Source organism: Sinomicrobium weinanense (assembly GCF_018863395.1).
GTDB classification, from domain to species: Bacteria; Bacteroidota; Bacteroidia; order Flavobacteriales; family Flavobacteriaceae; genus Sinomicrobium; species Sinomicrobium weinanense.
In genome coordinates this window covers 55,993-80,303 of record NZ_JAHKRR010000002.1, presented here as the reverse complement: position 1 = coordinate 80,303, position 24,311 = coordinate 55,993, and the positions used below count along the sequence as shown (strand labels likewise).

At 45.0% G+C, this 24,311-nt stretch carries 21 protein-coding genes and 2 tRNA genes; 13 read left to right on the top strand and 10 right to left on the bottom strand.

The genetic code is table 11. The features are described from left to right. Positions 1-207: 207 nt before the first annotated feature. Together KN811_RS06030 and KN811_RS06025 are read right to left on the bottom strand one after the other, a co-directional pair. Positions 208-726, bottom strand: coding sequence for a DUF7935 family protein (locus KN811_RS06030; RefSeq protein ID WP_187964485.1), 519 nt, complete (start codon positions 724-726; stop codon positions 208-210). Positions 727-860: 134 nt separating this feature from the next. Further along, positions 861-1,664, bottom strand: coding sequence for a 5'-nucleotidase C-terminal domain-containing protein (locus KN811_RS06025; RefSeq protein ID WP_187964486.1), 804 nt, complete (start codon positions 1,662-1,664; stop codon positions 861-863). A 37-nt stretch (positions 1,665-1,701) separates the two neighbouring features. On the opposite strand from KN811_RS06025, the gene KN811_RS06020 reads away from it, so the two are divergent. Together KN811_RS06020 and dapA are read left to right on the top strand one after the other, a co-directional pair. After that, positions 1,702-2,226 (top strand): DUF6913 domain-containing protein, encoded by a 525-nt coding sequence (locus tag KN811_RS06020; RefSeq protein WP_187964487.1) that lies wholly within the window; start codon positions 1,702-1,704, stop codon positions 2,224-2,226. 1 nt (position 2,227) lies between these two features. Continuing rightward, a complete protein-coding gene (gene dapA / locus KN811_RS06015) occupies positions 2,228-3,115 on the top strand; it encodes a 4-hydroxy-tetrahydrodipicolinate synthase (protein WP_187964488.1) in 888 nt (295 codons plus the stop codon). Positions 3,116-3,459: 344 nt separating this feature from the next. On the opposite strand, the gene KN811_RS06010 is transcribed toward dapA, so the two are convergent. After that, positions 3,460-5,121, bottom strand: a complete 1,662-nt coding sequence (locus tag KN811_RS06010; protein WP_187964489.1) for a M56 family metallopeptidase — start codon at positions 5,119-5,121, stop codon at positions 3,460-3,462. Between the two features lies 1 nt (position 5,122). Next, positions 5,123-5,488, bottom strand: a complete 366-nt coding sequence (locus tag KN811_RS06005) for a BlaI/MecI/CopY family transcriptional regulator (RefSeq protein WP_187964490.1) — start codon at positions 5,486-5,488, stop codon at positions 5,123-5,125. Between the two features lie 328 nt (positions 5,489-5,816). On the opposite strand from KN811_RS06005, the gene KN811_RS06000 reads away from it, so the two are divergent. From KN811_RS06000 to KN811_RS05975, 6 genes are all read left to right on the top strand, one after another. After that, positions 5,817-6,611 carry an outer membrane protein assembly factor BamD gene (locus KN811_RS06000; protein WP_187964491.1) on the top strand — a complete coding sequence of 265 codons (795 nt, stop codon included), beginning with the start codon at positions 5,817-5,819 and terminating at the stop codon, positions 6,609-6,611. Positions 6,612-6,621: 10 nt separating this feature from the next. Then, on the top strand, positions 6,622-6,948 hold the full coding sequence (locus KN811_RS05995; protein WP_187964492.1) for a DNA-directed RNA polymerase subunit omega: 327 nt from the start codon (positions 6,622-6,624) through the stop codon (positions 6,946-6,948). Further along, complete coding sequence (gene coaBC / locus KN811_RS05990; RefSeq protein ID WP_187964493.1) at positions 6,949-8,157, top strand: bifunctional phosphopantothenoylcysteine decarboxylase/phosphopantothenate--cysteine ligase CoaBC; 1,209 nt, start codon at positions 6,949-6,951, stop codon at positions 8,155-8,157. Next, positions 8,111-9,052 carry a type IX secretion system protein PorD gene (gene porD, locus KN811_RS05985; protein ID WP_187964494.1) on the top strand — a complete coding sequence of 314 codons (942 nt, stop codon included), beginning with the start codon at positions 8,111-8,113 and terminating at the stop codon, positions 9,050-9,052. The genes coaBC and porD overlap by 47 nt, the downstream gene beginning before the upstream one ends. Positions 9,053-9,099: 47 nt before the next feature. Then, positions 9,100-10,038 (top strand): helix-turn-helix domain-containing protein, encoded by a 939-nt coding sequence (locus KN811_RS05980; protein ID WP_187964495.1) that lies wholly within the window; start codon positions 9,100-9,102, stop codon positions 10,036-10,038. A gap of 109 nt (positions 10,039-10,147) precedes the next feature. Then, positions 10,148-10,915 (top strand): SDR family NAD(P)-dependent oxidoreductase, encoded by a 768-nt coding sequence (locus tag KN811_RS05975; RefSeq protein ID WP_187964496.1) that lies wholly within the window; start codon positions 10,148-10,150, stop codon positions 10,913-10,915. 68 nt (positions 10,916-10,983) lie between these two features. Here KN811_RS05975 and KN811_RS05970 read toward each other — a convergent pair whose 3' ends face one another. Beyond that, positions 10,984-11,922 (bottom strand): lysophospholipid acyltransferase family protein, encoded by a 939-nt coding sequence (locus tag KN811_RS05970; RefSeq protein WP_247716415.1) that lies wholly within the window; start codon positions 11,920-11,922, stop codon positions 10,984-10,986. Positions 11,923-12,315: 393 nt separating this feature from the next. Here KN811_RS05970 and KN811_RS05965 point away from each other — a divergent pair, with 393 nt between their 5' ends. Then, on the top strand, positions 12,316-12,963 hold the full coding sequence (locus KN811_RS05965; protein WP_187964497.1) for a rhomboid family intramembrane serine protease: 648 nt from the start codon (positions 12,316-12,318) through the stop codon (positions 12,961-12,963). Between the two features lie 198 nt (positions 12,964-13,161). After that, on the top strand, positions 13,162-13,863 hold the full coding sequence (locus KN811_RS05960) for an SIMPL domain-containing protein (RefSeq protein WP_187964498.1): 702 nt from the start codon (positions 13,162-13,164) through the stop codon (positions 13,861-13,863). An 85-nt stretch (positions 13,864-13,948) separates the two neighbouring features. Here KN811_RS05960 and KN811_RS05955 read toward each other — a convergent pair whose 3' ends face one another. The 5 genes from KN811_RS05955 to KN811_RS05935 all read right to left on the bottom strand — a co-directional run bounded on the left by KN811_RS05955 (position 13,949) and on the right by KN811_RS05935 (position 21,465). Beyond that, the gene (locus tag KN811_RS05955; RefSeq protein WP_187964499.1) at positions 13,949-14,890 is read right to left on the bottom strand and encodes a phosphatase PAP2 family protein; all 942 of its coding nucleotides are present in this window, start codon (positions 14,888-14,890) and stop codon (positions 13,949-13,951) included. Positions 14,891-15,041: 151 nt separating this feature from the next. Beyond that, a complete protein-coding gene (locus KN811_RS05950) occupies positions 15,042-15,866 on the bottom strand; it encodes a DUF4249 domain-containing protein (protein ID WP_187964500.1) in 825 nt (274 codons plus the stop codon). A 4-nt stretch (positions 15,867-15,870) separates the two neighbouring features. After that, entirely contained in the window at positions 15,871-18,246 is a 2,376-nt protein-coding gene (locus KN811_RS05945) for a TonB-dependent receptor (protein ID WP_187964501.1), read from the bottom strand. Between the two features lie 257 nt (positions 18,247-18,503). Then, entirely contained in the window at positions 18,504-20,072 is a 1,569-nt protein-coding gene (locus tag KN811_RS05940) for an FMN-binding glutamate synthase family protein (RefSeq protein WP_187964502.1), read from the bottom strand. A gap of 127 nt (positions 20,073-20,199) precedes the next feature. Continuing rightward, positions 20,200-21,465 carry an amidohydrolase gene (locus KN811_RS05935; protein WP_187964503.1) on the bottom strand — a complete coding sequence of 422 codons (1,266 nt, stop codon included), beginning with the start codon at positions 21,463-21,465 and terminating at the stop codon, positions 20,200-20,202. 356 nt (positions 21,466-21,821) lie between these two features. Between KN811_RS05935 and KN811_RS05930 the strand changes: the two genes are divergently transcribed. The 3 genes from KN811_RS05930 to KN811_RS05920 all read left to right on the top strand — a co-directional run bounded on the left by KN811_RS05930 (position 21,822) and on the right by KN811_RS05920 (position 24,253). Further along, the gene (locus KN811_RS05930; protein WP_187964504.1) at positions 21,822-23,846 is read left to right on the top strand and encodes an HD family phosphohydrolase; all 2,025 of its coding nucleotides are present in this window, start codon (positions 21,822-21,824) and stop codon (positions 23,844-23,846) included. Positions 23,847-23,985: 139 nt separating this feature from the next. Continuing rightward, positions 23,986-24,069, top strand: a tRNA-Ser gene (locus KN811_RS05925). 109 nt (positions 24,070-24,178) lie between these two features. Next, positions 24,179-24,253 (top strand) — tRNA-Pro (locus tag KN811_RS05920). Positions 24,254-24,311 lie beyond the last annotated feature (58 nt).

The window sequence follows — 24,311 nt, the reverse complement described above, 5'->3', positions numbered from 1 at the left end:
GATAAAAGTATATTATTCCCTTATTAGACAACGTATAGAGTAAATACAAAAATGTATACCGAAGTTAAAAGAACGTTCACTAAAAACAGAAAAACATAAGCTCCGGACTATAAAACGTAAACAACCTGAAACCTTCAACCTGAAACCTGGAACTTTGAACCTGCCCTTCGGCTCTGCTCAGGGATCAAAACCCGGAACCTGTCACCTTCAATTCAACAAGTCATTGACCTCTTTTTTAATATACGCCAGGGCCGTGCTGGAAGGCGGGGCTTTGTCGAGTAGTTCGTTGAGAATGGTTTCCCGCAGTTTGTCGGCCGAATCGGTCTTATCGCTCATGGCCGTCTTCCGGATGAGTTGTATGGTGGTGTTTTTAGCAGTTTTGATCACATTCCAGCATTTGTCGCTCATATATATCTGTTGAGAGAGATTGTGGTCGTATTCCTCCTCTATACTTTTGATAAGCATGGATTCATAGCTTTCTTTATCCGTGCTGTTGGGAGCCACCCGTAAAAGCAGTTTGGAAGGAGCAATGCGTTCCAGGAAGAGTACCATGCGTTCGTAGGCCTGCAGGCGTATAGGCGTAGTGTGCTTCTGGTGGTCCTTATGCAGGAGAAAACGGCGGCGGGCATCCTCGTTTTTGATAAATTGAACGAAAAAATAATAAGCGATCAACCCGGTGATCAGGGCCGGAATGCAGTAGAAGAGTAAGTCTAATGTCGAGGTCATGGTTTGTGTTTTTTACCGGTTACCAGTTGTTGTTAATACATGTAAGACGAATTAAAACTGGCAACTCGCAACTGAAAACCCTTATAATAACGTATAACGTGCAATAATTGTTATGAATAAAAGGAATAACCGGTTTATTCCATCACAAAACGGTCGTCCCGGACTGCCTGGATCGTATCGGTTCGGGTAAAATAATCGATCATGGCATTCCGGATACGGTAGTCGAGGGGAGTTACGCTCACCGGGTTGAGGAAAAAGTTCATATTGTCGCCCCCGTTCATCAGGTAGTCAGATGTGGCGATAAAATAATTTTTGCCATCCTCTATCTGTTTTCCGCCGATAAGTGCCTCTTTCAGGCCGCCGTTGCTGTTGAGGGAAAGTTTGATGCCGCTTATGGGATGGGCGGTTTTCCTTTTTACCAGGTAATCGATCATTTCCCTGACCTTTTTGCCGGAAAGTTCCAGGACCACAATAGCATTTTCAAATGGCATTACCTCATAGGCGGTCCTTGCAGTAACATCCCCTTTGGGCATCATAGCCCGGATACCTCCGAAATTAAGGAGTACGGCATCTATTTCGCTCTCTTTTCTGCTCCGGAACACGGGAGCTGATTGTTCCATGACAATATCGGCCATCAGGTTGCCTATGGCTGTGTTTAGCTCTCCGTCTGTTTTGTTCAGGGTCTCCGGATTATATGCAAGGGGAGTGCTTAGATCCTTGTCTATATGTTCGCGGTAAGGGCGTACAAAGTCGTCTATGGACTGGTCTGCGGCGATGCTGTCATTAATGTTGATCTCCCTGCCTTCTATCCGTGAAATATTTCCGCTGAAATCACTACTTTCATTTTTACAGGAAAAAAACACTATAATTGTTGTAAAAATAACAAAATGTGTTATTTTTATGTATTTAAGGTCCGGTTTGAGTATGTTTTTATGCATGGTAATGTATTACATTTGCAAAACAAAGCGAAGGTATATGTTTTTTAAGAAATACAAGGAAAAAGCGGCCTATAAAATTCTTAAAAAAGGCCTGTCGTCCAACAGTGGCGAACGAAATGCCGGGAATGACAAAGTGTCTTCACTGGCCTGTGTGGTAAACCTTGACGAATTTGATGATGTAGAGGCGTTTAAGGAGTTGGCCATGGATATACAGGTCCGGCAGGAGCATTTCCGGATCATAGGTTATACCGGGCGAAAAGATGCCAATGCCTATTATGGCATTCCGGTCTTTCGCCAGGAAGACCTGGGGTGGAAAGGAGAGATCCGCAACGATCGTTACAAGCAGATCCTGGACAGGCCCTACGATATGTTGCTCAGCTATTACAGTCAGCCGCAACTGTTGCTGGGACTGGCTACCCTGCAGGTCAGGTCGGCCTTTAAGGTGGGGCTGACAGGCGAATACGAGAAAGGGAACGATTTTATATTAAACACTACTCCGAACAGGTTTCCGGAGTTCAGGACAGAATTAATTAAATACCTCACTATTTTAAACAAGATATAAAATGTCAAAATTCACAGGCACCGGGGTAGCTTTGGTAACCCCGTTTAACAGGGATAACAGTGTGGACCGGGCAGCACTCGAAAGGGTGGTTACCCACTGCACGGAAGGAGGAGTGGAATATCTGGTGGTTTTGGGGACCACCGGAGAAAGTGCGACATTGACCAAAGAAGAAAAAGAGATCGTAAAACAAACCGTTATAAAGGCAAATGCAGGCAAACTTCCGTTGGTGCTCGGTATCGGTGGCAACAACACGGCCGAAGTGATCCGCGAGCTGCAGGACGCAGACCTGTCTGCATTCGATGCCGTCCTGTCCGTATCGCCTTATTATAACAAGCCTACACAGGAAGGTATATATCAGCATTTCAAAGCCGTGGCAGAAGCGTCACCGATACCCGTTATCCTGTATAACGTTCCGGGAAGAACGGCTTCCAATATATTACCTGCAACCGTACTGAGGCTGGCCCGGGACATGGAAAATATTATAGGGATAAAAGAGGCAGCAGGCGATATCGTACAGGCCATGCGGCTTGTAAAGGACAAACCGGAAGGCTTCCTGGTCATTTCCGGTGACGATATGATCACTCTCCCCATGGTACTGGCCGGGGGATCCGGGGTTATATCTGTCATAGGGCAGGGATTTCCCAGGGAATTTTCGGAGATGGTAAGGTATGGGTTGAAAGGGCATGCCAAGGAGGCTTATACTTTACATTACAAACTTATGGATGTCATAGATATGGCTTTCGAACAGGGTAACCCGGCCGGAATAAAATCCATATTACATGCCCTTGAACTGGCAGATGATGCGGTGCGGCTGCCCCTGGTAAAAGTGGACAGCGAACTGGAAGCAAGAATATCGGGTTTTGTTGAAAAAAATGTGAATTTGGTATAACCTGAATCCCGACATAAGAATGATCCCTATCATCAGGCCGAGGATTTTTTCTGGTCAGATATTTCTCGATACTTTTTTTTGGTTGTAATAATATGAATTACAATGATATAGGAAGCTGTCACCCCGAGCGGAGTCGAGGGGTTCCGGGCTGGCTAGGGCGTCTCGACTTCGCTTGACGGGACAGAGATGTCATTTTCCATTTATGCGGTTGCTAAAATGTTAGGGCTCGTAATGACTTCGTGATTTATGTTGAACTGATTTTAATAAATTAAAGTACTTGCGGGTAAGGCCACTTAACCGGATTACAGATCTTAATGAGGGCTAGCCGGTTGTGGTTCGGGTGATTATGGGTATTGAGTCCTAACCCCCATCTTAATGGGCTTGTATAGTTTCAGTTCTTCTAAAATGGAAGAGACCCTGGCAATAATTCCTTTAGAAGCCCTGTCAGTTTTTATCAGTGTGTTTATAGAACCGGATCTCTTCATTTCGTTTTTATGGATGTTCAGCAATTGATCTTTCAGGTCATTTATGGAGACTTTTTCTATAAAGTCTTTGGAGTTTTCGATTAACATCAGCTCGTCGTGCTTGTTTATCAATATGACGAGCTGGAACTGATCTTCCTGGATTGAAACGGGTTCAGGCTTTTGAGGGGCCTCCGGTGGGGGCGGAGGAAGTGTGGCAAGGGGTTGAGCCTGTGCCTTTTGCTCTCCGGTCATAAGGGTGTACAGATATTGTATACGGGCCAGGTCGTCAAATTTAATGATCCGCTTACCGCCTGGCTGTGAATTGTAAAAGCTCGTCAGTTTGTTGTGTTCGGCAATTTGTTTGGGGGTTGCGCCTTTTCGTTGCGAAAGGGGCGTTATTTTCACCGCAGGATAACCGTGTTGCCTTAATTGTTCTTTGATGTCGGTGACAAGGCCCATTTTTACGCCCTTTTCAATTTTAATCTTAACAGGCCCTGTTTTATCCTGCTTGTCGGAAGACGGCTTTAGGCCTAACTGAGCAAGAATGTTTGGCAATGCTTTAAGGGTTGTTTGTTTTCCGTTGACATAGAGTTTCCGGTCTTTCGTGACCAGGATCTCTGTATTTTCCAAAATGGAGACTGTCTTTTTTGAAGAGAGAGATTGAATTTCGGAGTTGTTTTTTTCAATCTCCTTTTTCTGGCTGAAGCTGCAAACCAGTACCGTCAACAACGGTAGGAGCATGAGGCTTCTCAACCAAATGGCTTTTTTAGATGTGTGTGTTCTCATAACTGTAAATCGCTTTTTGATGAATGAATAATTGATGGCTGCAGCAAATGGATAATGAGCTACTCTTAATGAATATGCCAATAGCATCTGCTGGTATTTTCTTGTGTGATAACCATGGGACAGAACAGCCTGGTCTGCCAAAAATTCATGGTTGAGCCTGATGTCTTTTTTTATAAAATAAATAAGCGGATTAAACCAGAATATAACCTGAAGCAACTCGATAAAAACAAGGTCCAGACTGTGTTTTTGTCGGGCATGCGATTGTTCGTGCAGTAAAATTTCTTCGGGAATTTGTCCGGCTTCAAATTTATTCTTTTCCAGAAAAATATAATGGAAGAAGGTGTGCGGAACTACCTCTGTTAAGAGTAGCACATTGGTGAATTTCCCGGACCTCTTTTTTTCATTAAGCGTTATTTTTTTAATGAGTTTCAGCAGGTTCGATAAAAAAAGAATGCCAAAAACTGCTGCTCCCATCCCGTAAATACCCCACAAAACGACAGGAAAGTAATTTGTTTCCCGGATTGTTGTGCCCAACAGTTTTTCGGCCGGAATTGCAGTATGGGCTATAAGTTGTGGTGTCAGGGCCGGTTCAACATAGGTTTTAAAAGTGATCAGCGGAATGCAGAATGAGGCGATTAACGCAAAGATCAGGTAAAACCGTTTAAAAACATGCATGTCCTGCTTTTCCAGAAACAACTTGTAAAACAATATGAATACCGTCAGGCAGGCCGATGATTTTAAGATGTAATACAGCATGTTATTTCTTTTTTATTTCATCATCTATTAACTCTTTAAGTTTTTCCAATTCTTCTTTGGTAAGATTGGTTTCCGTCGTAAAAAACGAAGCGAACTGGCTGGCGTTGTCATTAAAAAAGGTTTTTATCAACCTGTTGACGTGCCTGGAAAAGTAGTCTTTCTTCTTCACCAGCGGGAAGTATTCTCTGGATTTTCCATAAACTTTGTAATCGATGAACTGCTTATCCTTCATTCGTTTTAATAAGGTGGCCAAAGTCGTTGGGGCCGGTTTGGGTTCGGGATATTGCTGCAACAGATCTTTCATAAAAGCCTTTTTGAGCTTCCATAGATAATTCATGAGTTCTTCTTCGGAGTTGGATAGCTTCATGTTCTATAAAATTAGAATTAACTCTACAAATATAGAATAAAATTTCAATTCTACAAACATAGAATTAAAGAGCAGGAAAAAAATCACTGTACAAGGGTGATTTTTGGATTTCGGTAAAAAGGTAAAGCAGAGAAGGAAGCGTAGTAAACTCTAAAATATGGTTAAAATTCGTTCCTTCCTGTTTTCAGGGAAGAATGTAAATTGTATCTTCGGGCGATAAATAATTTTGTATTATCTAATTATTGGCTAATTTTGCCGTTAATTTTAGCGGTAAGTGCCATTTCCGTAATTTTAACGGAAAGAACCACTAAAACTTACGAGTCAAAGCATGAAGAGATTTGTTTACATCGCTGTCACAGCTGCCCTGCTGAGTTCCTGCAGTGAATTTCAGAAGGCGCTGAAGAGCGAGGATGTTAAGTTAAAATACGATTTGGCCGAAAAGCTGTATAACAAAGGGGATTACAAGAAAGCGAACCGCCTTTTTGAACAGATCGTGCCCCAGTATGCGGGAAAACCGCAAGGAGAGAGGGTGGTATATTTTCATGCGGACTCCTATTATCAGACCAAGGAATACTATCTGGCGGCCTACCAGTTTGAACGTTTTTCAAAATCGTATCCCAAAAGTGACAAGGCCGAAGAAGCGGCTTTCCTCGGGGCCAAGAGCTACTATATGCTTTCTCCGAAGTTTAGTGTAGACCAGACAGAGACCAATACGGGCCTGGACAAATTACAGTTGTTTATCAACACTTATCCCGATTCGGAGTACATAGACGAAGCCAATAAACTTACGCAGGAATTGCGGACAAAGCTGGAAAAGAAGGATTTGGAGATCGCCAAGCAATACAACCGGATACGGTATTATGAAGCAGCGATTAAGTCATTTGATAATTTCTTGTCCAATTATCCGGGAACCGTTTTCAGGGAAGATGCCATGTATTACAAAATGGAGGCTTCCTATAATCTTGCAGTGAACAGTGTTTATGCAAAGATGGAAGAGCGGTTAAACAATACAAAAGATGCCTATAATACATTGAAAAGATATTACCCCGAGACCAAATATGCAGATAAAACGGAAAAGATGATAGCCGTGGTGGAAAAAGAATTACAACAATTTAGCAAATAAGAAGAGAGAGATGAGTAACCTGAGAAAAACAGAAGCACCGGTTTCTACCGTAACGCTCGACAAAAACAAGATAGACGCCTCTACCGACAATATCTACGAGGCGATATCCATTGTTTCCAAGAGGGCTATCCAGATCAATTCAGAGATCAAAAAGGAACTGATCGAAAAGCTGGAAGAGTTCGCTACCTATACCGACAGCCTGGAGGAGATCTTCGAGAACAAGGAACAGATCGAAGTGTCCAAGTTCTATGAAAAACTCCCCAAGCCCCACGCTATTGCTGTGGAAGAGTGGTTGAACGACAAAATATATTACAGGAATACCGAAAAAGAAGCATAAATGTCTGTTTTAAGCGGCAAGAACATCCTTTTGGGCATTACAGGGGGCATTGCCGCTTATAAGACCGCTTTTCTGGTACGGTTGTTTATAAAGTCCGGAGCGAGTGTCCGGGTGGTGATGACCGAAAACGCCAGGGAATTCGTTACACCGCTCACCCTGTCTACCCTGTCCAAAAATCCCGTATTGTCCTCATTTACCAGTGAGGACGACGAAAATGCCCTATGGAACAACCACGTGGAGCTCGGTTTATGGGCAGATTATATGGTAATTGCCCCGGGCACAGCCAATAGCATGGCAAAGATGGCCAATGGTGTATCGGACAATTTTTTACTTGCAACTTACCTTTCTGCCAAATGCCCGGTCTACATTGCCCCGGCGATGGACCTGGATATGTACCGGCACCCGTCTACAAAAGAAACGCTGGACAGATTAAAGACTTACGGTAATATAGTGATCCCCGCAACCCATGGTGAACTTGCGAGCGGGCTTACCGGCGAAGGCCGTATGGCAGAACCGGAGGCCATTGTGGAATTCATGGAAAACCATATCATCCGTAACCTGCCCCTCTATGGCAAAAAAGTGCTTATTACCGCGGGCCCGACCTATGAGGCCATAGACCCGGTGCGTTTTATAGGAAATCATTCTTCCGGAAGAATGGGCTATGAACTGGCCAGAACTGCCGCCCGGCTCGGGGCGGAAGTAACTTTGATTTCCGGCCCTACGTACCTCTCTGCCGATATTCCGGAGATTAGGACTGTGCGGGTGGTAAGTGCCAAAGAAATGTACGAGGCTGCACACGAGGTGTTCCCCGGTGTGGATATAGCCATTCTGGCAGCAGCCGTGGCCGATTACAGGCCGGCAGCACCGGTAGATAAAAAAATAAAGAAAAAAGACGTCTCCCTGTCCATCGAACTGGAACCTACAAAAGATATCCTGGCCTCCCTCGGGGCCATCAAAAAACATCAATACCTGGCAGGATTTGCCCTGGAAACCCATGACGAATTGGAAAATGCCCGGGGAAAACTCCACAAAAAGAAGCTCGATGCCATTGTGCTCAATTCACTCAATGACGAAGGAGCCGGTTTTGGTAAGTCCACAAATAAGATTACTTTTATAGACAGGGAGGGGAATACCATCCCGTTTGAACTAAAACCTAAATCGGATGTTGCCCAGGATATTTTTACCGAAATATGCCGCCGGATGTCTTAAGGCGGTATGGAGTAATACACTTTTACTTTTCGTTTTGCTATGGTCGTATTCCCTGTCTGCACAGGAGCTGAACTGCCGGGTGATCGTGAATGCCGAACAGGTAGGGCAAAGCAATAAACAGATCTTCGAAAGCCTGGAGAAATCCCTTACCGATTTTGTGAACAAGACCCAATGGACCAACCGCGTATATGCACCTCAGGAACGGATAAAGAGTAGCATGTATATCACGATCAACAATTATGAATCTGACCGTTTTACGGCTTCCATACAGGTGCAATCGTCGCGTCCGGTGTACAATTCCGCATATGAATCGCCTGTGTTGAATTTCCAGGACAGGCAGTTCAATTTCCGCTACCTGGAATTTCAACCGCTTTTTTTTAACCCCAATACCTTTGAGTCCAATCTCGTATCGGTGGTGACGTATTATGTATACATCATCCTGGGGATGGATGCCGACACCTTTACGCCCGAAGGAGGGACGCCCTACTACGAACAGGCACGAAATATCGTAAACCTGGCACAGAGCAGTGACTATTCCGGGTGGAAACAGTCCGACGGGAACAAAAGCCGCTGGGGCTTGATCGACAACCTACTGTCCAATCCGTTCAAAAGCTATCGTACAGCCCTGTACGAATATCACCGGAAAGGACTGGACATGATGACAGAAGACGCAGCTTCCGGAAAAGAATCCATGGCCAGATCCATGAAATTCCTGGAACGGGTAAATTCCACCAGGCCTAATTCATTCCTGTTGCAGGTCTTTTTCGACGCCAAAAAAGACGAGATACTCAAGGTTTTCTCCGATGGCCCCAAAGTAGATATCATAAGCCTTAAAAATTCCCTGAACAAGGTGGCTCCTGTGTATGCCAATACCTGGGAAGAGATCACGTTTTAAGAGAAAGCCCAGTATACTATCTTTGAATTTTACAAACCGACCACAAGGTGAAACATATAAGGAACAGGTCGCTTGAGCAATTTTACGAAGAAGCCGTAAACTTTACCGGGAAGGACCTGAATACCCTTTTACCGCCGGGGATCCATAAGGAGATCGGTCATTTTAATGTATTCGATATATCGGACACCATCAGGCAGGTAAAACAAAAAAATGTGATGCCTTATGATCGCAGGGCTTATTACAAAATAAGCCTTATCAGGGGAAGGAACAGGGCAGAATATGCCGACAAAGTGATCGATGTGGAAAAGAATGCGCTGCTGTTTGCCACGCCAAAGGTCCCTTATCACTGGTTTCCGCTGGAAGAAGAGCAGGCCGGCTCTTTTTGTGTGTTTACCGGTGAATTTCTGATCAGGAACAAAAGTGGGGTGGTGCTGGATGAACTCCCTATTTTCAGGGCGGGTGGCTATCCTGTTTTTGAGATTACCGATGAAGAAGCGGAAGAAATAGGACAGTTGTTCGTAAAAATGCAGCGCGAAATAGCATCGGACTACGAATACAAATACGACCTGCTCCGCAATTATGTCCTGGAGCTTATTCACTACGGGCAAAAATTGCAGCCTGCCGCAGTTTTGCATAACGACCAGAGCGCTTCGGCCCGTATCACTTCCCTTTTTGTTGAACTGCTGGAACGGCAATTCCCCCTGGATTCCCCCGGTCAGCAACTAAAGCTGCGAACCGCCGGAGAATATGCCGAAAGGCTTGCCATTCATGTAAACCATCTCAATAAAGTGCTCAAAGAAAACACCGGAAAGACCACTACCGAGATCATAAACGGCCGGCTGCTCCAGGAAGCCAAGATATTGCTGAAACAAACAGGCTGGAACGTGTCTGAGATAGCTTTCAGTCTCGGTTTTGAAGAAGTAGCCCACTTTTCTAACTTTTTTAAAAAACGGACCTCCCTGTCTCCCCTGGCATTTCGTTCGTAAAATATATATTTGATTTTTGCAAATCTTGGATTGTTGTTTACAAACTGCGATCCCGCTTCTCTGCGGACCTTTGTGTTGTAAAAAAATTGTGAATTTAAATAGCAGAACAATGACAACAACAAAGAGTAAAACCGCTTTGGTAACAGGTGGGAGCCGTGGCCTGGGAAGGGATATGGCAATAAACCTGGCCAAAAACGGAACGGATGTAGTACTGACCTACAACAGCAATAAAGAGAAGGCCGAAGAAGTTGTTACAGAAATTCAGTCCCTGGGCCGGAAGGCCATAGCCCTGCAACTGAATACGCGCAATGTCAGTACATTCGATACTTTCTTTCGGCAACTCTCCGGGCGACTGGAAGAGCAAAATGGCAACGCAAGTTTCGATTTTTTGATCAACAATGCAGGGACTGCGCTTTACGCCCCCTTTGCGGAAACTACGGAAGAACAGTTTGACGGGATGTTCAATATTCATCTGAAAGGCGTGTTTTTCCTTACGCAAAAGGCTTTACCTTTCATCAATGACGGGGGGCGCATCATCAATATTTCGTCCGGACTGGCGCGCTTCTCTTTTCCGGGCTCTTCGGCCTACGGTTCCATGAAAGGTGCTGTTGAAGTGCTCACCAGGTATATGGCTAAAGAACTTGGGGCGAGGGGTATCGCTGCCAATGTAGTTGCGCCCGGAGCCATAGAAACAGATTTTGGCGGCGGTCGCGTATGGGATAATAAGGAGATGAACAAACACATAGCGGATGCTACCGCCCTTGGCCGGGCAGGCCTGCCGGAAGATATCGGAGGGGTAGTTGCTTTTTTATGCTCTGAAAATGCCCGTTGGATCAACGGACAGCGTATCGAAGTTTCCGGGGGTATGATGATGTAAGACCGTTGAGGAGCTGAAGCCAATCATCATTCTGAACCCTGATACATCGGGGTTCAGAATGACTATCGTCAATCCTTCGGGGCCTTGCCTTTGTGTTTCCAACGTTTGTGGGTCCAGAAATAATATTCCGGAGCTTCTTTGATCTGTTTTTCCACTTCCCGGATATACATATCGGTTATTTGATAATTCGGGTTTGTTGCAGGAGAGGTGGTAAGTGTTTTAAGGGTTGCGCGGTAATATCCCCTTTTTATTTTTTCAGTGTGCATATATAGTACGGTCAGGTCTGCCCGCTTGGCAAGTACTTCCGGGCCTATGTGTACAGGGACCTTTATGCCCATAAATTCCTGCCAGTATACAGCCTTGCTCAACTGCGGGGATTGATCGCTTAAAAAGCCGTAAATAGCAGGTACCTTATTTATCTGGTTCTTTCGTATGACCTTAATGGTTTCCCTGGTTTCGATCAGGGTAGTACCGTTCTTTTCCCGGATATTTTTAACCAGATTGTTAAAGTATTTGTTTTGAATACGTTGATATACAGCATACCCTTTGGAAGAAGTGACATACAGGTTTATTGTAGAACTCCACTCCCAGTTGGCATAATGCGGAAACAGCAGAATAATACTCTTTTCCTTTTCGAGCTTTTGTATGAGCTCTATATTGGTAAATGTATAACGTTTCTTTATTTCGGCCTTTGAGACCGAAAGGGATTTTATCATTTCCAGGAACACGTCTCCGAAATGTCTGTAAAACTTTTTCTCGATACAGAGCCTTTCTTCGGCAGATCGTTCGGGAAGAGCAAGTTTAAGGTTGGTCCTGACCGTTTTTTTGCGATACCCTATGAGTTTGTACAGGATAAAGTACACTACATCAGAAATAACATAAAGCAAACGGAACGGTAGTTGAGAGATGATCCACAACAGGGGATATGCCAGAATAAAGACCAGAAGCTGCATTATATCGCGTAGTATTTCCGGCAAATATAGCCATATTTCCGCTCTTCGTCCCATCCGGGAGGAAACACGTTAAATTTTTATTGAAAATTATTTAGGTATATGACAAAAAATTATGGGCATGAAGGAAGATATCAGATATGAGATTTTAGATATATGGTTCATTTCATTTGAATGCCTTATGGAATCTGTACTGAGCACTTTGGTATGATCAGTACAGGTAACTTAGTATAGTATTTATCAAAGGGCTTACCCCGAGCTAGTTGACATAGGCACATCTTAAAGCCCTAAGCCTTATGTCTAACATCTCATATCCCATATCTTGAAGTCCTGAGTCAAAAAAACAATGGATTTTTGAATTTTGTCATGTACTAAAGAAAATCATAAAAGAATTGCAATGAAAAAAATTAATGTATTTTTGAACATACAAGGTTACAAACAAGTGATTCCATGAATTTGAACATAGTAATGATAGCGGTTATCGCCGCTAATGTATTAGTCTCCATAAAAGGGTTTAACGACCTTTCTTTTTTTGAACGCTATAAATTCCAGATAAGGGGCATAAAGAACGGGGAAAAGCTGCGTATGGTCACTTCCGGCTTTTTGCATGTGGATGTGACCCATCTGTTGTTTAACATGATAACGTTCTATTTTTTTGCCCCGATCGTAGTATCGCGTTTTGGCGATCCGAAATTCCTGGCCATTTACCTGGCGAGCCTGCTAGCAGGGAACCTGCTTTCCTTTCAGTTCCACAAGAATGAAGATCATTACAGCGCAGTGGGGGCCAGCGGAGCGGTGACAGGGGTCATTTATTCTGCCATACTGCTCAACCCGAACATGAGCCTGTATTTCTTCTTTATCCCCATACCGATCCCGGCTTATGTATTTGGCATAGGCTATTTGCTCTATTCCATCTACGGCATGAAAAAGAGAATAGGCAACATCGGGCATACGGCGCATTTTGGCGGGGCAATAGGCGGATATGTCCTTACGCTTGTTTTCTATCCGGGGCTTATTGCCATTGATCCATTGATGGTAACTCTACTAGCCATTCCGATCGTTTTGCTCTATGTGCTCGGAAAAATGGGGAAGCTGTAACGTTTTTACTGTTGAAAAATCTACCTTTGTCTCGATAAGTCTCGCCAGACTTTTGTCCCGATTGCCGTTGAGACGGTATATCTGGTTTTCCCGGAGCGTTAAGAAAAATATAAATTTTTTAGAGAGCAAAAAGTGGTTTTTGGTTTGGCACGGGAGTTGATTACAGGCAAGGATATAAACAAAAAAGCAATATATACGATGAAAAAAATCATTTTAACTTTAGTATTAGGCAGCACTATGGCACTACAAGCTCAAAATCCGTCAGTATTGGTAAAAGACCAGTCCCGGACGATATCTGTTTCGGGTGAAGGTACGGTAAAAGTGATTCCGGATAACGTAACCCTGAAAGTTAGGGTAGAGAACGAAGGAAAATCGGCTGGCGAGGTAAAGAAACTCAACGATGTGCTTATAGACAAGGTCCTGAAATTCTGTAAGGAGATGAAGATAGACTCCAAAGATGTCCGGACGGAGTACCTGAACCTTAACAAAAACTACGACTACCAGACCAAGGAATACAAGTATGTGGCCAATCAATCACTTTCCATTCGCCTGAAAGACTTATCTAAATATGAAGCCCTGACCCAGGGCCTTCTGGATGCCGGGATCAACAGGATAGACGGAGTGACCTTCGGAGCTTCCAATATCGAAGAACTGCAAAGCAAGGCACGGATCAAGGCAGTGGAAAATGCGAGAAAAAAAGCCGAAGAATACGCTACTGCACTGGGTAAAAGTGTAGGCGATCCCATTTACCTGTCTGAGACCGGACTGTCCGAACCCATCCCCATGCCGAGATTTGCCACGATGAAAGTGGAAGCCGATGCTTCAGGTGGCAGGGAGTCCATAGCTATTGGTGAAATGAGTATCGAAGCCACGGTAAATGTAGGTTTTGAACTGAAGTAATTTATTGTTGCCCTTTCTGGGGTTTAATATAGCATAAGCGGGATATGATAAAAAATATCCCGCTTTTTATTTTGCCCTATCACGTTTAAAAAGTTACCGCACAATGTAGTCCGACCATTCTGCCGGATATCTGTGGTACCAACTGAAAACTGGCTCTTTTCCGCAAGGAGGCCTGCTGTGTACCGGAGTCTTCTTTAACTTTCAGCTTCCGGGAACTGACTACAATGGCTTTTCCTATCAATGTTCCAATAAGCCCCCCGGCAACCATGTCTGCAACCCAGTGCCTGTGATTCTTGATGTCGGCAAAAAATACAACGCTGACCAGGGTATAGGGTATCCAGTAATTGTTAAATTCCATGGCGAGCACTTTTGCTACGGCAAAATAGGCTGTGGCGTGCAATGAAGGAAAAGCTGTACCGTCCGCGTCGGCATCGAAAGAAACACCGTGAAAATTACCGAAATCAAGAGGGTTGGAGGTAAAAGGGCTTTCGGGAGGGATGCCATCACTTAAAGCGGGGTCCGGGCGTTGTCTGCCGAAAAGGGTTTTCAATACCAGATGGGAGATCACATAAGAATATGCCAGGGCCTTAAAGGAATTTATCGCGGCGATCTGCCCCTTTTCATTGTTGGCTATTATAGACCCGCCGTAAATTCCCAGCAGGGAGTAGGTAATGTAGGCATCGTTTCCCTGAAACAGGGGAAAGTTGCTTTTCCTGGATGAAATGCGGGGCAGGGAATATTTAATATTATCCTCAATGTTGTCCTGGTAGAATTCGGTAGTGTATTTGTCCACCATAACCAGTCCGGCAATTCCACCGGTGTAGGCAGCAGTTTTTTTCCAGTTTCCGGAAATAGAATGTCCCATCTCTTTAAAATCTCCCGGAATGCTTAAGATACTGTTTTTTAAAACATTTACTGACGTCCGGAAACGTCCTTCTTTTGTGTGTGTTGAATCCTCGGCCTGGGAAAAACCAGGCAACCATGCGATCAGCGACAGGATCGCAATACAATTTTTAGTGGCTAACATGGCGGGGGCTTGGTTTTAGAGGTTTGACTTCAGTGGTTTACATGGGTTTAAGTATTTGTTTCGGTCTGTAAAAATGTACTGATAAAAAACGATGTTCATGGATAAAACGGATCCCGATACTAACGTATTGATATCTTTTACCCGTTAATTTTTATTCTAATGTATATATCACTTCATGCATTTCCGAAAGGCGGAAATACCCAAAGGGAAAATTGTTCTTATCCGTAAGGTTCACACAATTGCCCTTGACAGTTGCAGGTTGGGTCTGGAACGGGTTGCCCTGGCTGGAGCTCTGCTCCAGGAGGATGTTCATAAAGTTGTAAAACCGTTCGGAAACCCCGTATACCCTTATGGTTATCTGGTTGCCCTGAGCCAGGTCTTCGTCGGTATAATAGGCAAATATGCGATTGCCTTGTGTGTATTCGTCTTCATAGACCTGTAAATTGGGAATAAGCTGTATGTTCGGAATAAACTCGAACAGGTAGAAATTGTCTTCATCCCGGGGGTCGGTATAATAGGCTTTGATGTCATAATCGTTTCCGCTGAAACCACCGCCTTTGGATTGAAGGATATCTTCGATCTCTGTGACGGATTTCATGGTTTCAGTGGCCGTATAGTGTTCATTCTGATATACAATGTCTAACGTATAGGACTTGCCGAACTTCGGGACGAGCTGTGTGTTTTTGTATATCCCGGAATTACCGTCCTCAAGGAAGGTATAGACAATACCTTCGCTATCGGTAATTTCAACCGAAGCCCCTGTTGCAGGTGGCACCTGGTCATTGTAGTAGGGGGCGGAAGTTGTGAGTTTTATCTGTTGTGCTTCCGGAAGCCCGTCCTTGGGCAGGTTTATGGAGGCGTCTATGACCAGACGGGGAGTGGCTTCGGGTACATCCACATGTACGGTGTCTTCACAGCCCAGTAGTGCGATGATGGACATGAGGCAGGGCAGTATGCGTTTTATGGTGATAGACATGGCATCAGAATTTAAAGTTATAGGAAATGGAGGGGACAATACCGAAAATAGATAATCTCACCGCTTCGTTCCTGGCGGTTTCCCGGTCCTGTCTGAAAGTAATGGAAGCTGCATTTTTGCGGTTGTACAGGTTGTATATACCGAAAACCCACTCGCTCTGCCAGCCCTTTTTCTTTTCCGGTTTAGGAGTGTAGGTGAGGGAGAGGTCCAGGCGATGGTAGGCCGGCAGGTTTTCGTCATTTCTACCGGTGTAGCTGGGAAAGTTTACACCCTGGTATTGATAATACCCGTCCGGATAAGTGACCGGCTGCCCGGATTGCGCTATGAAATTCATGCCCATTGTAAGTTTTTTGTTAAAGGCATAAGAGCCGGTCAGGGAAATATCGTGGGTCTTATTATATGGGGTGTTATACCATTCCCCATTATTTATACCGGTTTCCCGGATGGTCCTTGGCGGGGTTCTCTGTTCTGAATGCGACAGGGTGTAGGACAGCCAGCCCTGAAGGCGCCCCTTTTTCTTTCTCAACAGCAATTCCAGCCCGTAGGCACGAGCTTCGCCGGGGAGTATAACCTGTTCTATGGCATTGTTTGCAATGAGGTCGGCGCCGTCTATATAATCGATACGGTTCTTGATGTTCTTGTAAAATCCTTCGGCTTCCAGGGTGTAGGAGTTGTCCCTGAAATCGTGGAAATACCCCAGGGCATACTGATCGAGCAACTGAGGCTTGATGTATCTGCCACTGGGTGCCCATACATCCAGCGGGGTAGGTGAGCTGGTGTTGGAAATGAGGTGCAGGTACTGGGCCATCCGGTTATAGCTCACCTTGAGCGAGGTGTTCTCACTTAGTTTGTAGGCCAGGGAGGCACGGGGCTCCAGGTTGATGAAGGTCTTGAGGCGTTTGGTCCTGGACCTGGTCAACGTACCGGTCGGGACGGCCTTTTCGTAAATGCCGAAATCTTCATTAAAGATCACGGGATTATTGTTTTTATACAGATTGAGGTTTTTTTGGCCCATCCTGAAGAAACTGCTGGCCCGAAGGCCGTACTGGAGTTTTAACCTGTCGGAAATGGAGTGTTCCACATCGATATAGACGGCGCTTTCCAGGGCATATTTATCATCCAGTTTCCGGTAATTTGCCCCGGAATTTTCACCGGTGGGGGTAACCTCCCCGGGATTGAACTTGTAATAAGCCCCGTTGACCCCGTAGTATAATTTCAGATCCTGGTTGACATAATGTTTAAAGTCGTACTTGAGGTTGAAGTTTTGAATACCTGAATCCCAGTTAAACTGAACAAAATTCAGGCGTAATCCGTAGTAATAATCACTGTATATAAATGAAAGGTTAGAGAAGAGCTTGTCCGAAAAAAGGTGGTTCCAGCGGAAATTGAGGATGGAATTGCCATATGTATTTTTAAAACTGTTGCGGATGCTTACCACATCCCGGCCAAAATAGCCGGAGATAAATATACTGTTGTTGTCGTTAAAACGATAGCTGATCTTGGTGTTCAGGTCATAGAAATACGCGGCGTTCTCATTGTCCGTAAGTTTCAGGAACAGGTGGGCATAAGAGCTCCTGCCTGCGAAGAGAAAAGAACCCTTGTCCTTTACGATAGGCCCTTCGGCGAGCAGTCGGCTGGAGAGGACGCCTATTCCGCCGTTCATATGAAAATTCCTGCTGTTGCCATCCTTCTGGAAAATATCGAGGACCGAAGAAACCCTGCCGCCATAACGCGAAGGGATCCCTCCTTTGTATAGTTTGATGTCTTTGATGGCATCCGGATTAAACACAGAGAAAAAACCATAGAGGTGCGAGGAGTTGTAGATGGTAGCTTCGTCCAATAGAATAAGATTCTGGTCTGCAGCACCACCCCTGACGTTGAAGCCCGAAGCCGCTTCGCCTGCACTGGTTACACCGGGAAGCAGGAGAATGGATTTGATGATATCGGTCTCGCCCAGGACAACAGGCATCTTTTTGATGGTGTTTATCGACAGTTCGTTGACACTCATCTGAGGAGAGCCGATATTTTCCGGACTGATGTATTCCGTGACGACCACTTCGTCGAGCTGCTCGGAGTTTTCGGACAGTTGCAAATTGAGCCGTATATCCGAATGCAAGTCGATCTCCCGGGTAATGGTATTAAACCCGAGGTAGCTGATACTCAGGGTATGCTTCCCCTCCGGGAGGCTGAAGGAATAAAAACCATATTCGTTGGTAGATACTCCCTGGTGTAGTCCCGACACGATAATGTTGACACCAATGAGGCTTTCATTACTTTTTTCTTCGGTAACAATACCGCTTATGGTATACTTTTCCTGGGCAAAGGAAATGCTGCAAAGTAGGAAAAAAGCAAAAAGTAAACTTTTCTTTATAGGAGTCATGGGGTTTTTTTGATAAATATATAACTATCTCACTGTAAAAATATTGTGATAAATTAAAATTTAACGTGAGGTTAATAGAGGTGGTGCCAGTTGCCGGTTACCAGTTTTTTGTTGGACTTTTTGGGATGTATTCTTAATATTCCGAGCATAAGCATCAGTATTTGTCATGAATTTGCTCTTTTACCCATAACCACCACCAACCGGAAAACTGGTAACTGGCCCCCGCTTCAGGCATGCAGAAGGGGATTGGAGGCCAATTATGCGTGATGCTGATCTTTCCCGCCCAGATAAGGGCATTCCTTTATTTTTTGCATACTTTCAAAAGGCACTTTTACCTTGTTGTATTGGTAGGTGGCGGCAAGGGTTTGTGTGAGGTTGCGGTCACCGACGCTTACATCGACGTCGTCCATGGTAAACTGACAGGGATGTTCGTAACCACAGGCGTGGGTAACTTCCAGGAATTCTTTGCGGAAGGTTTTGAAATACTGCTCCAGGCGGTCCGATTTCAGGGGGACGTTTATACCGCTTTGCAGCCATTTGTTCTGTGTGGCCACTCCGCTGGGGCAACGATTGGTATGGCACGATTGCGCCTGTATGCATCCTATGCTCATCATGGCTTCCCTGGCTACATTGATACAATCGGCTCCCATGGCAAAGGCCATTGCGGCCTTGGCAGGGAATCCGAGTTTTCCGCTGGCAATGAAGACCATACGATCGGCAATATCGTATTCCTTGAATATCCCGTAGACATCACTGAAAGCGTATACCCAGGGCAGGGAAACGTGGTCTGCAAAACTGGGGGGAGCGGCTCCTGTTCCCCCTTCACCACCGTCTATGGTAATGAAGTCGGGGCCTTTTCCGGTTTCTTTCATCAGTATGGCCAGTTCGTGCCATTGGTCCAGTTTACCAATAGCCGCTTTAATGCCCACCGGGAGCCCGGTCTCTTCGGCAATGCGCTCTACGAAATCGATGAGTTCCGGTATGGAAGAAAAAGCACTGTGGTTCACCGGAGAGAGCACATCTTTTCCCGTATCAACATGCCGGATCCCGGCAATTTCCTTAGTGATCTTTTTGGCAGGGAGCACTCCGCCCTTACCGGGCTTGGCGCCCTGCGACAACTTAATCTCGATACCCCTTACAAATGGATTTTCTTCCACCAGCTTCTTCAGTTTTTTCATGGAAAAATTGCCTTCCTTGTCCCGTACACCGAAATAACCCGTTCCGATCTGGAATATCACATCGGCACCGTTGGAATGGTAGGGAGATAATCCGCCTTCGCCCGTATTGTGGTAAGCGCCTGCTTTTTTAGCCCCGAGGTTCATCGACTCTACTGCCTTGGCGGAGAGCGATCCGAAACTCATGGCCGAGATGTTGATCACCGATCCCGGCCGGAACGGTTTTCGCCGGTTGCGATATGCGCCCATAATTTTGGCACAGGGAAGGAAATACTTGTCTGTGTAATTCGGATGCCCTTCTTTTATCTTATAGGGGATCATGGCATTGTTTACGAAAAGGTACTGGTGAGAATAAATATCCCGGTCCGTACCGAAACCCTCATAATTGTTCTCCTTTTTTGCCGAGGCGTATATCCAGCCCCTTTCTATACGGTTAAAGGGCAGTTCTTCCCGGTTATTGGCCACGAGGTACTGGCGGAGTTCCGGACCTATACTTTCCAGGAGATAACGTAAATGCCCCACAATAGGGAAATTATGGCTTATAGTGTGTGCCCGCTGAACAAAAATATCCCGGACAGCTACAAGTGCGAGAAATATAAGGATCCATCCCCACCATGGGATATCACCGAGAAATAAAGCTATGATATTCATTGTATATAATTTAATTAGCCAATTTGTCAATCAGTTAATTTGATAATGGCACATTAAAGCGTTGTCTTATGTTCAGTTTACCGATCAATTTCAATTTGCTGATTGATATATTACCTGATAAACATATTTATTTTCCCAGGTAATCAAAAACAATTTGCGTAAAAGTTTTTACGCCGAGCAGCATACCGCTTTCATCGATATAAAAATCGGGAGTATGGTGCTGGGTAGGCCCTTTGTCAACAGGTTTTCCTCCCAAAAAGAAAAAAAAGCCGGGTATTTTTTCCTGGTAAAAGGAAAAATCCTCAGCTCCGGTGACGGCCTTGGTCAGCATTACATTATTTTCTCCTGCAGCCTTTTTAAGGGAAGGGAGTGCTTTTTCTGTGAGTTCGGGATCGTTATAGGTAATGGGCAGGCCTTTGGCAATGTTGATGGTAGCTTCAGCCTTATATGCCTTCGCAATAGCAGGAACCATTTCTTTCATACGGCGGTTAAGCAGCTTTTGCATGTCGTAGTCCAGGGTTCGTATTGTGCCCAGCATCTCTGCGGTTTCCGGAATGATGTTATGGCGGACACCACTGCTTATCTTCCCGATGGTTATTACAGCCGCTTCATTGGTCAATTCCATTTCCCTGCTAATGATGGATTGCAGCCCATCCACTATTTTGGCCGACACCAGTACAGGATCGACTCCGCTCCATGGAGCGGACCCGTGTGCCTGTATTCCTTTGACATGGATGTCAAATTCCTGGGCGGCGGCCATAGTTCCGCCGGGTTTGTACAGTATTTTGCCTACATCGGTGAGTGAGTTGATGTGCAGGCCGAAGATAGCTTCTACTTTCGGGTTTTCCAAGACGCCTTCTTTGACCATGAGGCTTGCCCCTCCTTCCTCTCCAGGGGGCGGGCCTTCTTCGGCAGGCTGGAAAATAAATTTTACAGTGCCTGCAAAATCATTGTTCTTTGCAAGGACTTCGGCCACTCCCATCATAATGGCAATATGGGTATCATGTCCGCAGGCATGCATAACACCTGTTTCCTTGCCCAGGTATTCCGTCCGCACGGTAGATTTGAACGGTACATCCACACGTTCCGTAACGGGCAGGGCATCGATATCGGCACGAAGCGCAATAACCTTTCCCGGCTTTTTGCCCTCGAGGATACCCACCACGCCGGTTTTGGCCACTTCGGTCTGTACGTCCATCCCGAGGTCTTTCAGGTGTTTGGCGATCTTTTTGGCAGTATTGAACTCATGGTTGGACAATTCCGGGTTCTGATGGAAATACCTTCGCCATTCAATTATTTTCGGTTCGATGTTTTCAATGTCTTTCTGAAGTCCTGATTGTGCAACACCCGTGAAACAGCCACACAACAGCATAAAGAGGCAGAGTCTTTTCATAATCTATTTTGAGTTAGTATAATTCATTATAGAAGTTTAAAGGTATGAATTTTTAGGATGAATACGAACACACAACCTGTAAGATTTGGAGGAGGGAAGCGGGGTGCCGGTTGTCAGTTTGAATCCGGTTCGAATACCCTGAAGAGGGAAATCTGGCATTTATAAAGCATTGGTTCCTTACTGTTGTAAGGTGAACCTTTGGCAAATACCTGTGCTCAGGCTGGATATGCCTGAGCATGGTCAAAAAAAACAATAACAAAACCTTCAACCCGCAACTGGCAACTGGCAACCTTTCACCGCTGAACATTTGAAGTGAAACAATTTTGTGTAAATTTGAACTAAATATATCCTTATTAATGAAAGATGCCTTGCACGATATATACCGGAATCAGTCACTGATCTATAAGACTTTTCTTTTTCTCTGTGCTACGGCATTGGTGATCTATCTTTTTCCAAAGGCGGGAAAGTTCAAATACGAATTTCAGAAGGGAAAAGCATGGCAGTATGAAAATCTCTATGCCCCTTTTGATTTCGCCATACAGAAAACGGAAAAAGAAATTGCGGACGAGCAGGAAGAAGTACGGGCCAACTTCATACCTTATTACGCTTACGATACGAGTGTGGTTTCCGGTGTTACGGACCGTTATGAGGCGGAATACGCCAATTATTTTAAGCGAAGGGGCCCGAAAAAGGCAGGACAGGATTTTCTCGAAATGCTATATGCCGACGGGGTAGTGGCCGATACAGAGACCCTGCCGGACACCCGGTTTGTCAATGTGGTAAAAGGTAATGAAGTAACACCCGTAGCCAAAGACAAATTAGTACAGATTGGAAAAATAAGACAGCTGCTTTCCGACTTCCTGGCACAACAAAGGCTTTCTGATTATGAAGACGACTTTTACGACCTGTTTACAGCTATTGTAAAACCTAACATCATAGCAAACAAGGAACTTTCTGAAAAGGCCCTGGAAGACGAACTGAACAATATCTATACGACCAAAGGAACAATAGACAGGGGCAAACGGATCATCCTTAACGGGGAAGTCGTGGAGGGTGAAAAATACGAGATATTGACTTCCCTGAAAAAAGAGTACGAATCACATTTGTGGAAGGGGACCAATTATTACTGGATCGTTTTCGGATATACTATTCTGGTAGCTCTGGCCTTTGTGATGTTACTCCTTTTTCTCCGGAAATACAGGCCGCATATTCTGCAGGACAATACCAAGGTAACCTTTATTTTCGTCAACATCATTGCCATGGTGTTTATTACCACGATCGCGGTAAAATATGACGGGGCTTACGTATATGTTGTGCCTTTGTGTATCCTGCCCATCATCCTTAAGGCTTTCTTCGATGCCAGGCTGGGACTGTTCGTTCACGTACTGACCGTGCTGCTGCTCGGCTTTATTGTACCGAACAGTTTCGAGTATGTATTCCTGCAGGTCATTGCAGGTATTGTTACCATCCTTACGGTTTCGGAGCTGTATCGCAGGGCCAACCTGTTTGTGTCCGTAGGGCAGATCACCCTGGTGTATATGATCACGTATTTTGCCTTTACCGTGATCCACGAAGGCAACCTGCAGAATATCATCTGGCTCAATTTCGGCCTGTTCATCCTCAACGGACTGGCAACCTTGTTTGCCCAGCCGCTGATCTATATTTACGAAAAACTCTTCGGGCTGGTCTCTGACGTATCTTTGCTGGAACTCTCCGATACCAACTCCAGATTGTTAAAGGAACTGTCGGACAAGGCACCGGGAACCTTCCATCACTCGTTGCAGGTAGCTAACCTGGCAGAAGCGGCAGCGAATGAAGTAGGGGCCAATGCCATGCTGGTGAGGGTAGGGGCCCTGTATCACGATATAGGGAAGATGAACAATGCGACATATTTTACGGAAAACCAGACCACCAGTGTCAACCCTCACGATGAAATAAACCCTGCGGAAAGCGCGCAGATCATTATCCGGCATGTCCTGGACGGGATAGAACTGGCCCGTAAAAACAACCTGCCCGACCGGGTTATCGATTTTATACGGACCCATCACGGTACGTCGACAGTATATTATTTCTATAAAAAACAACTGGAAAACGATGAAAACACCCCGGTAGAAGATTACAAATACCCCGGCCCGATCCCTTTTTCCAAAGAAACCGCGATAGTGATGATGTCCGATGCCGTGGAGGCAGCTTCAAAAAGCCTGAAGAACCCGAATTACGGCATCATAAATGACTTTGTTGAAAAAATTGTAAACAAGCAGATAGAGGAGGGGCAGTTTTTGAATGCCAATATCACCTTTAAGGAAATAGAGAGTGTAAAAAAAGTGCTGAAACAGAAGCTGACCAACATCTATCACCTAAGGGTAGAGTACCCGGAATAGTATACACTTGATTTTTAAACGGGTAACGAATTTTTATGAAAAAGAAACAAAAAAGTATCCAAAATAGTTGCGTTCTATAAGGCGAACCACTACATTTGCATCCGCAATTTAAGAGCGAGACGTTCATATAGAAATTAACGGAGAGGTGGCAGAGTGGTAATGCAGCAGCCTGCTAAGCTGTCAACGCGAAAGTGTTGCCTGGGTTCGAATCCCAGTCTCTCCGCTTTTTTATTTCAGGATATAGCCTTTTGGCTTCGTTGAGAACAAGTTTGGTTCATAGAAACAAGACGTTTTGGAACCGGAACATTAAATTTTAGATTGCTGAATTTTTTCGGGGTGTAGCGTAGCCCGGTCATCGCGCCTGCTTTGGGAGCAGGAGGTCGCAGGTTCGAATCCTGCCACCCCGACTTGACGGGATTTCTTCGTGAAATCCCGTTTTTTTTTGGATTTTTATTAATCCTTTCT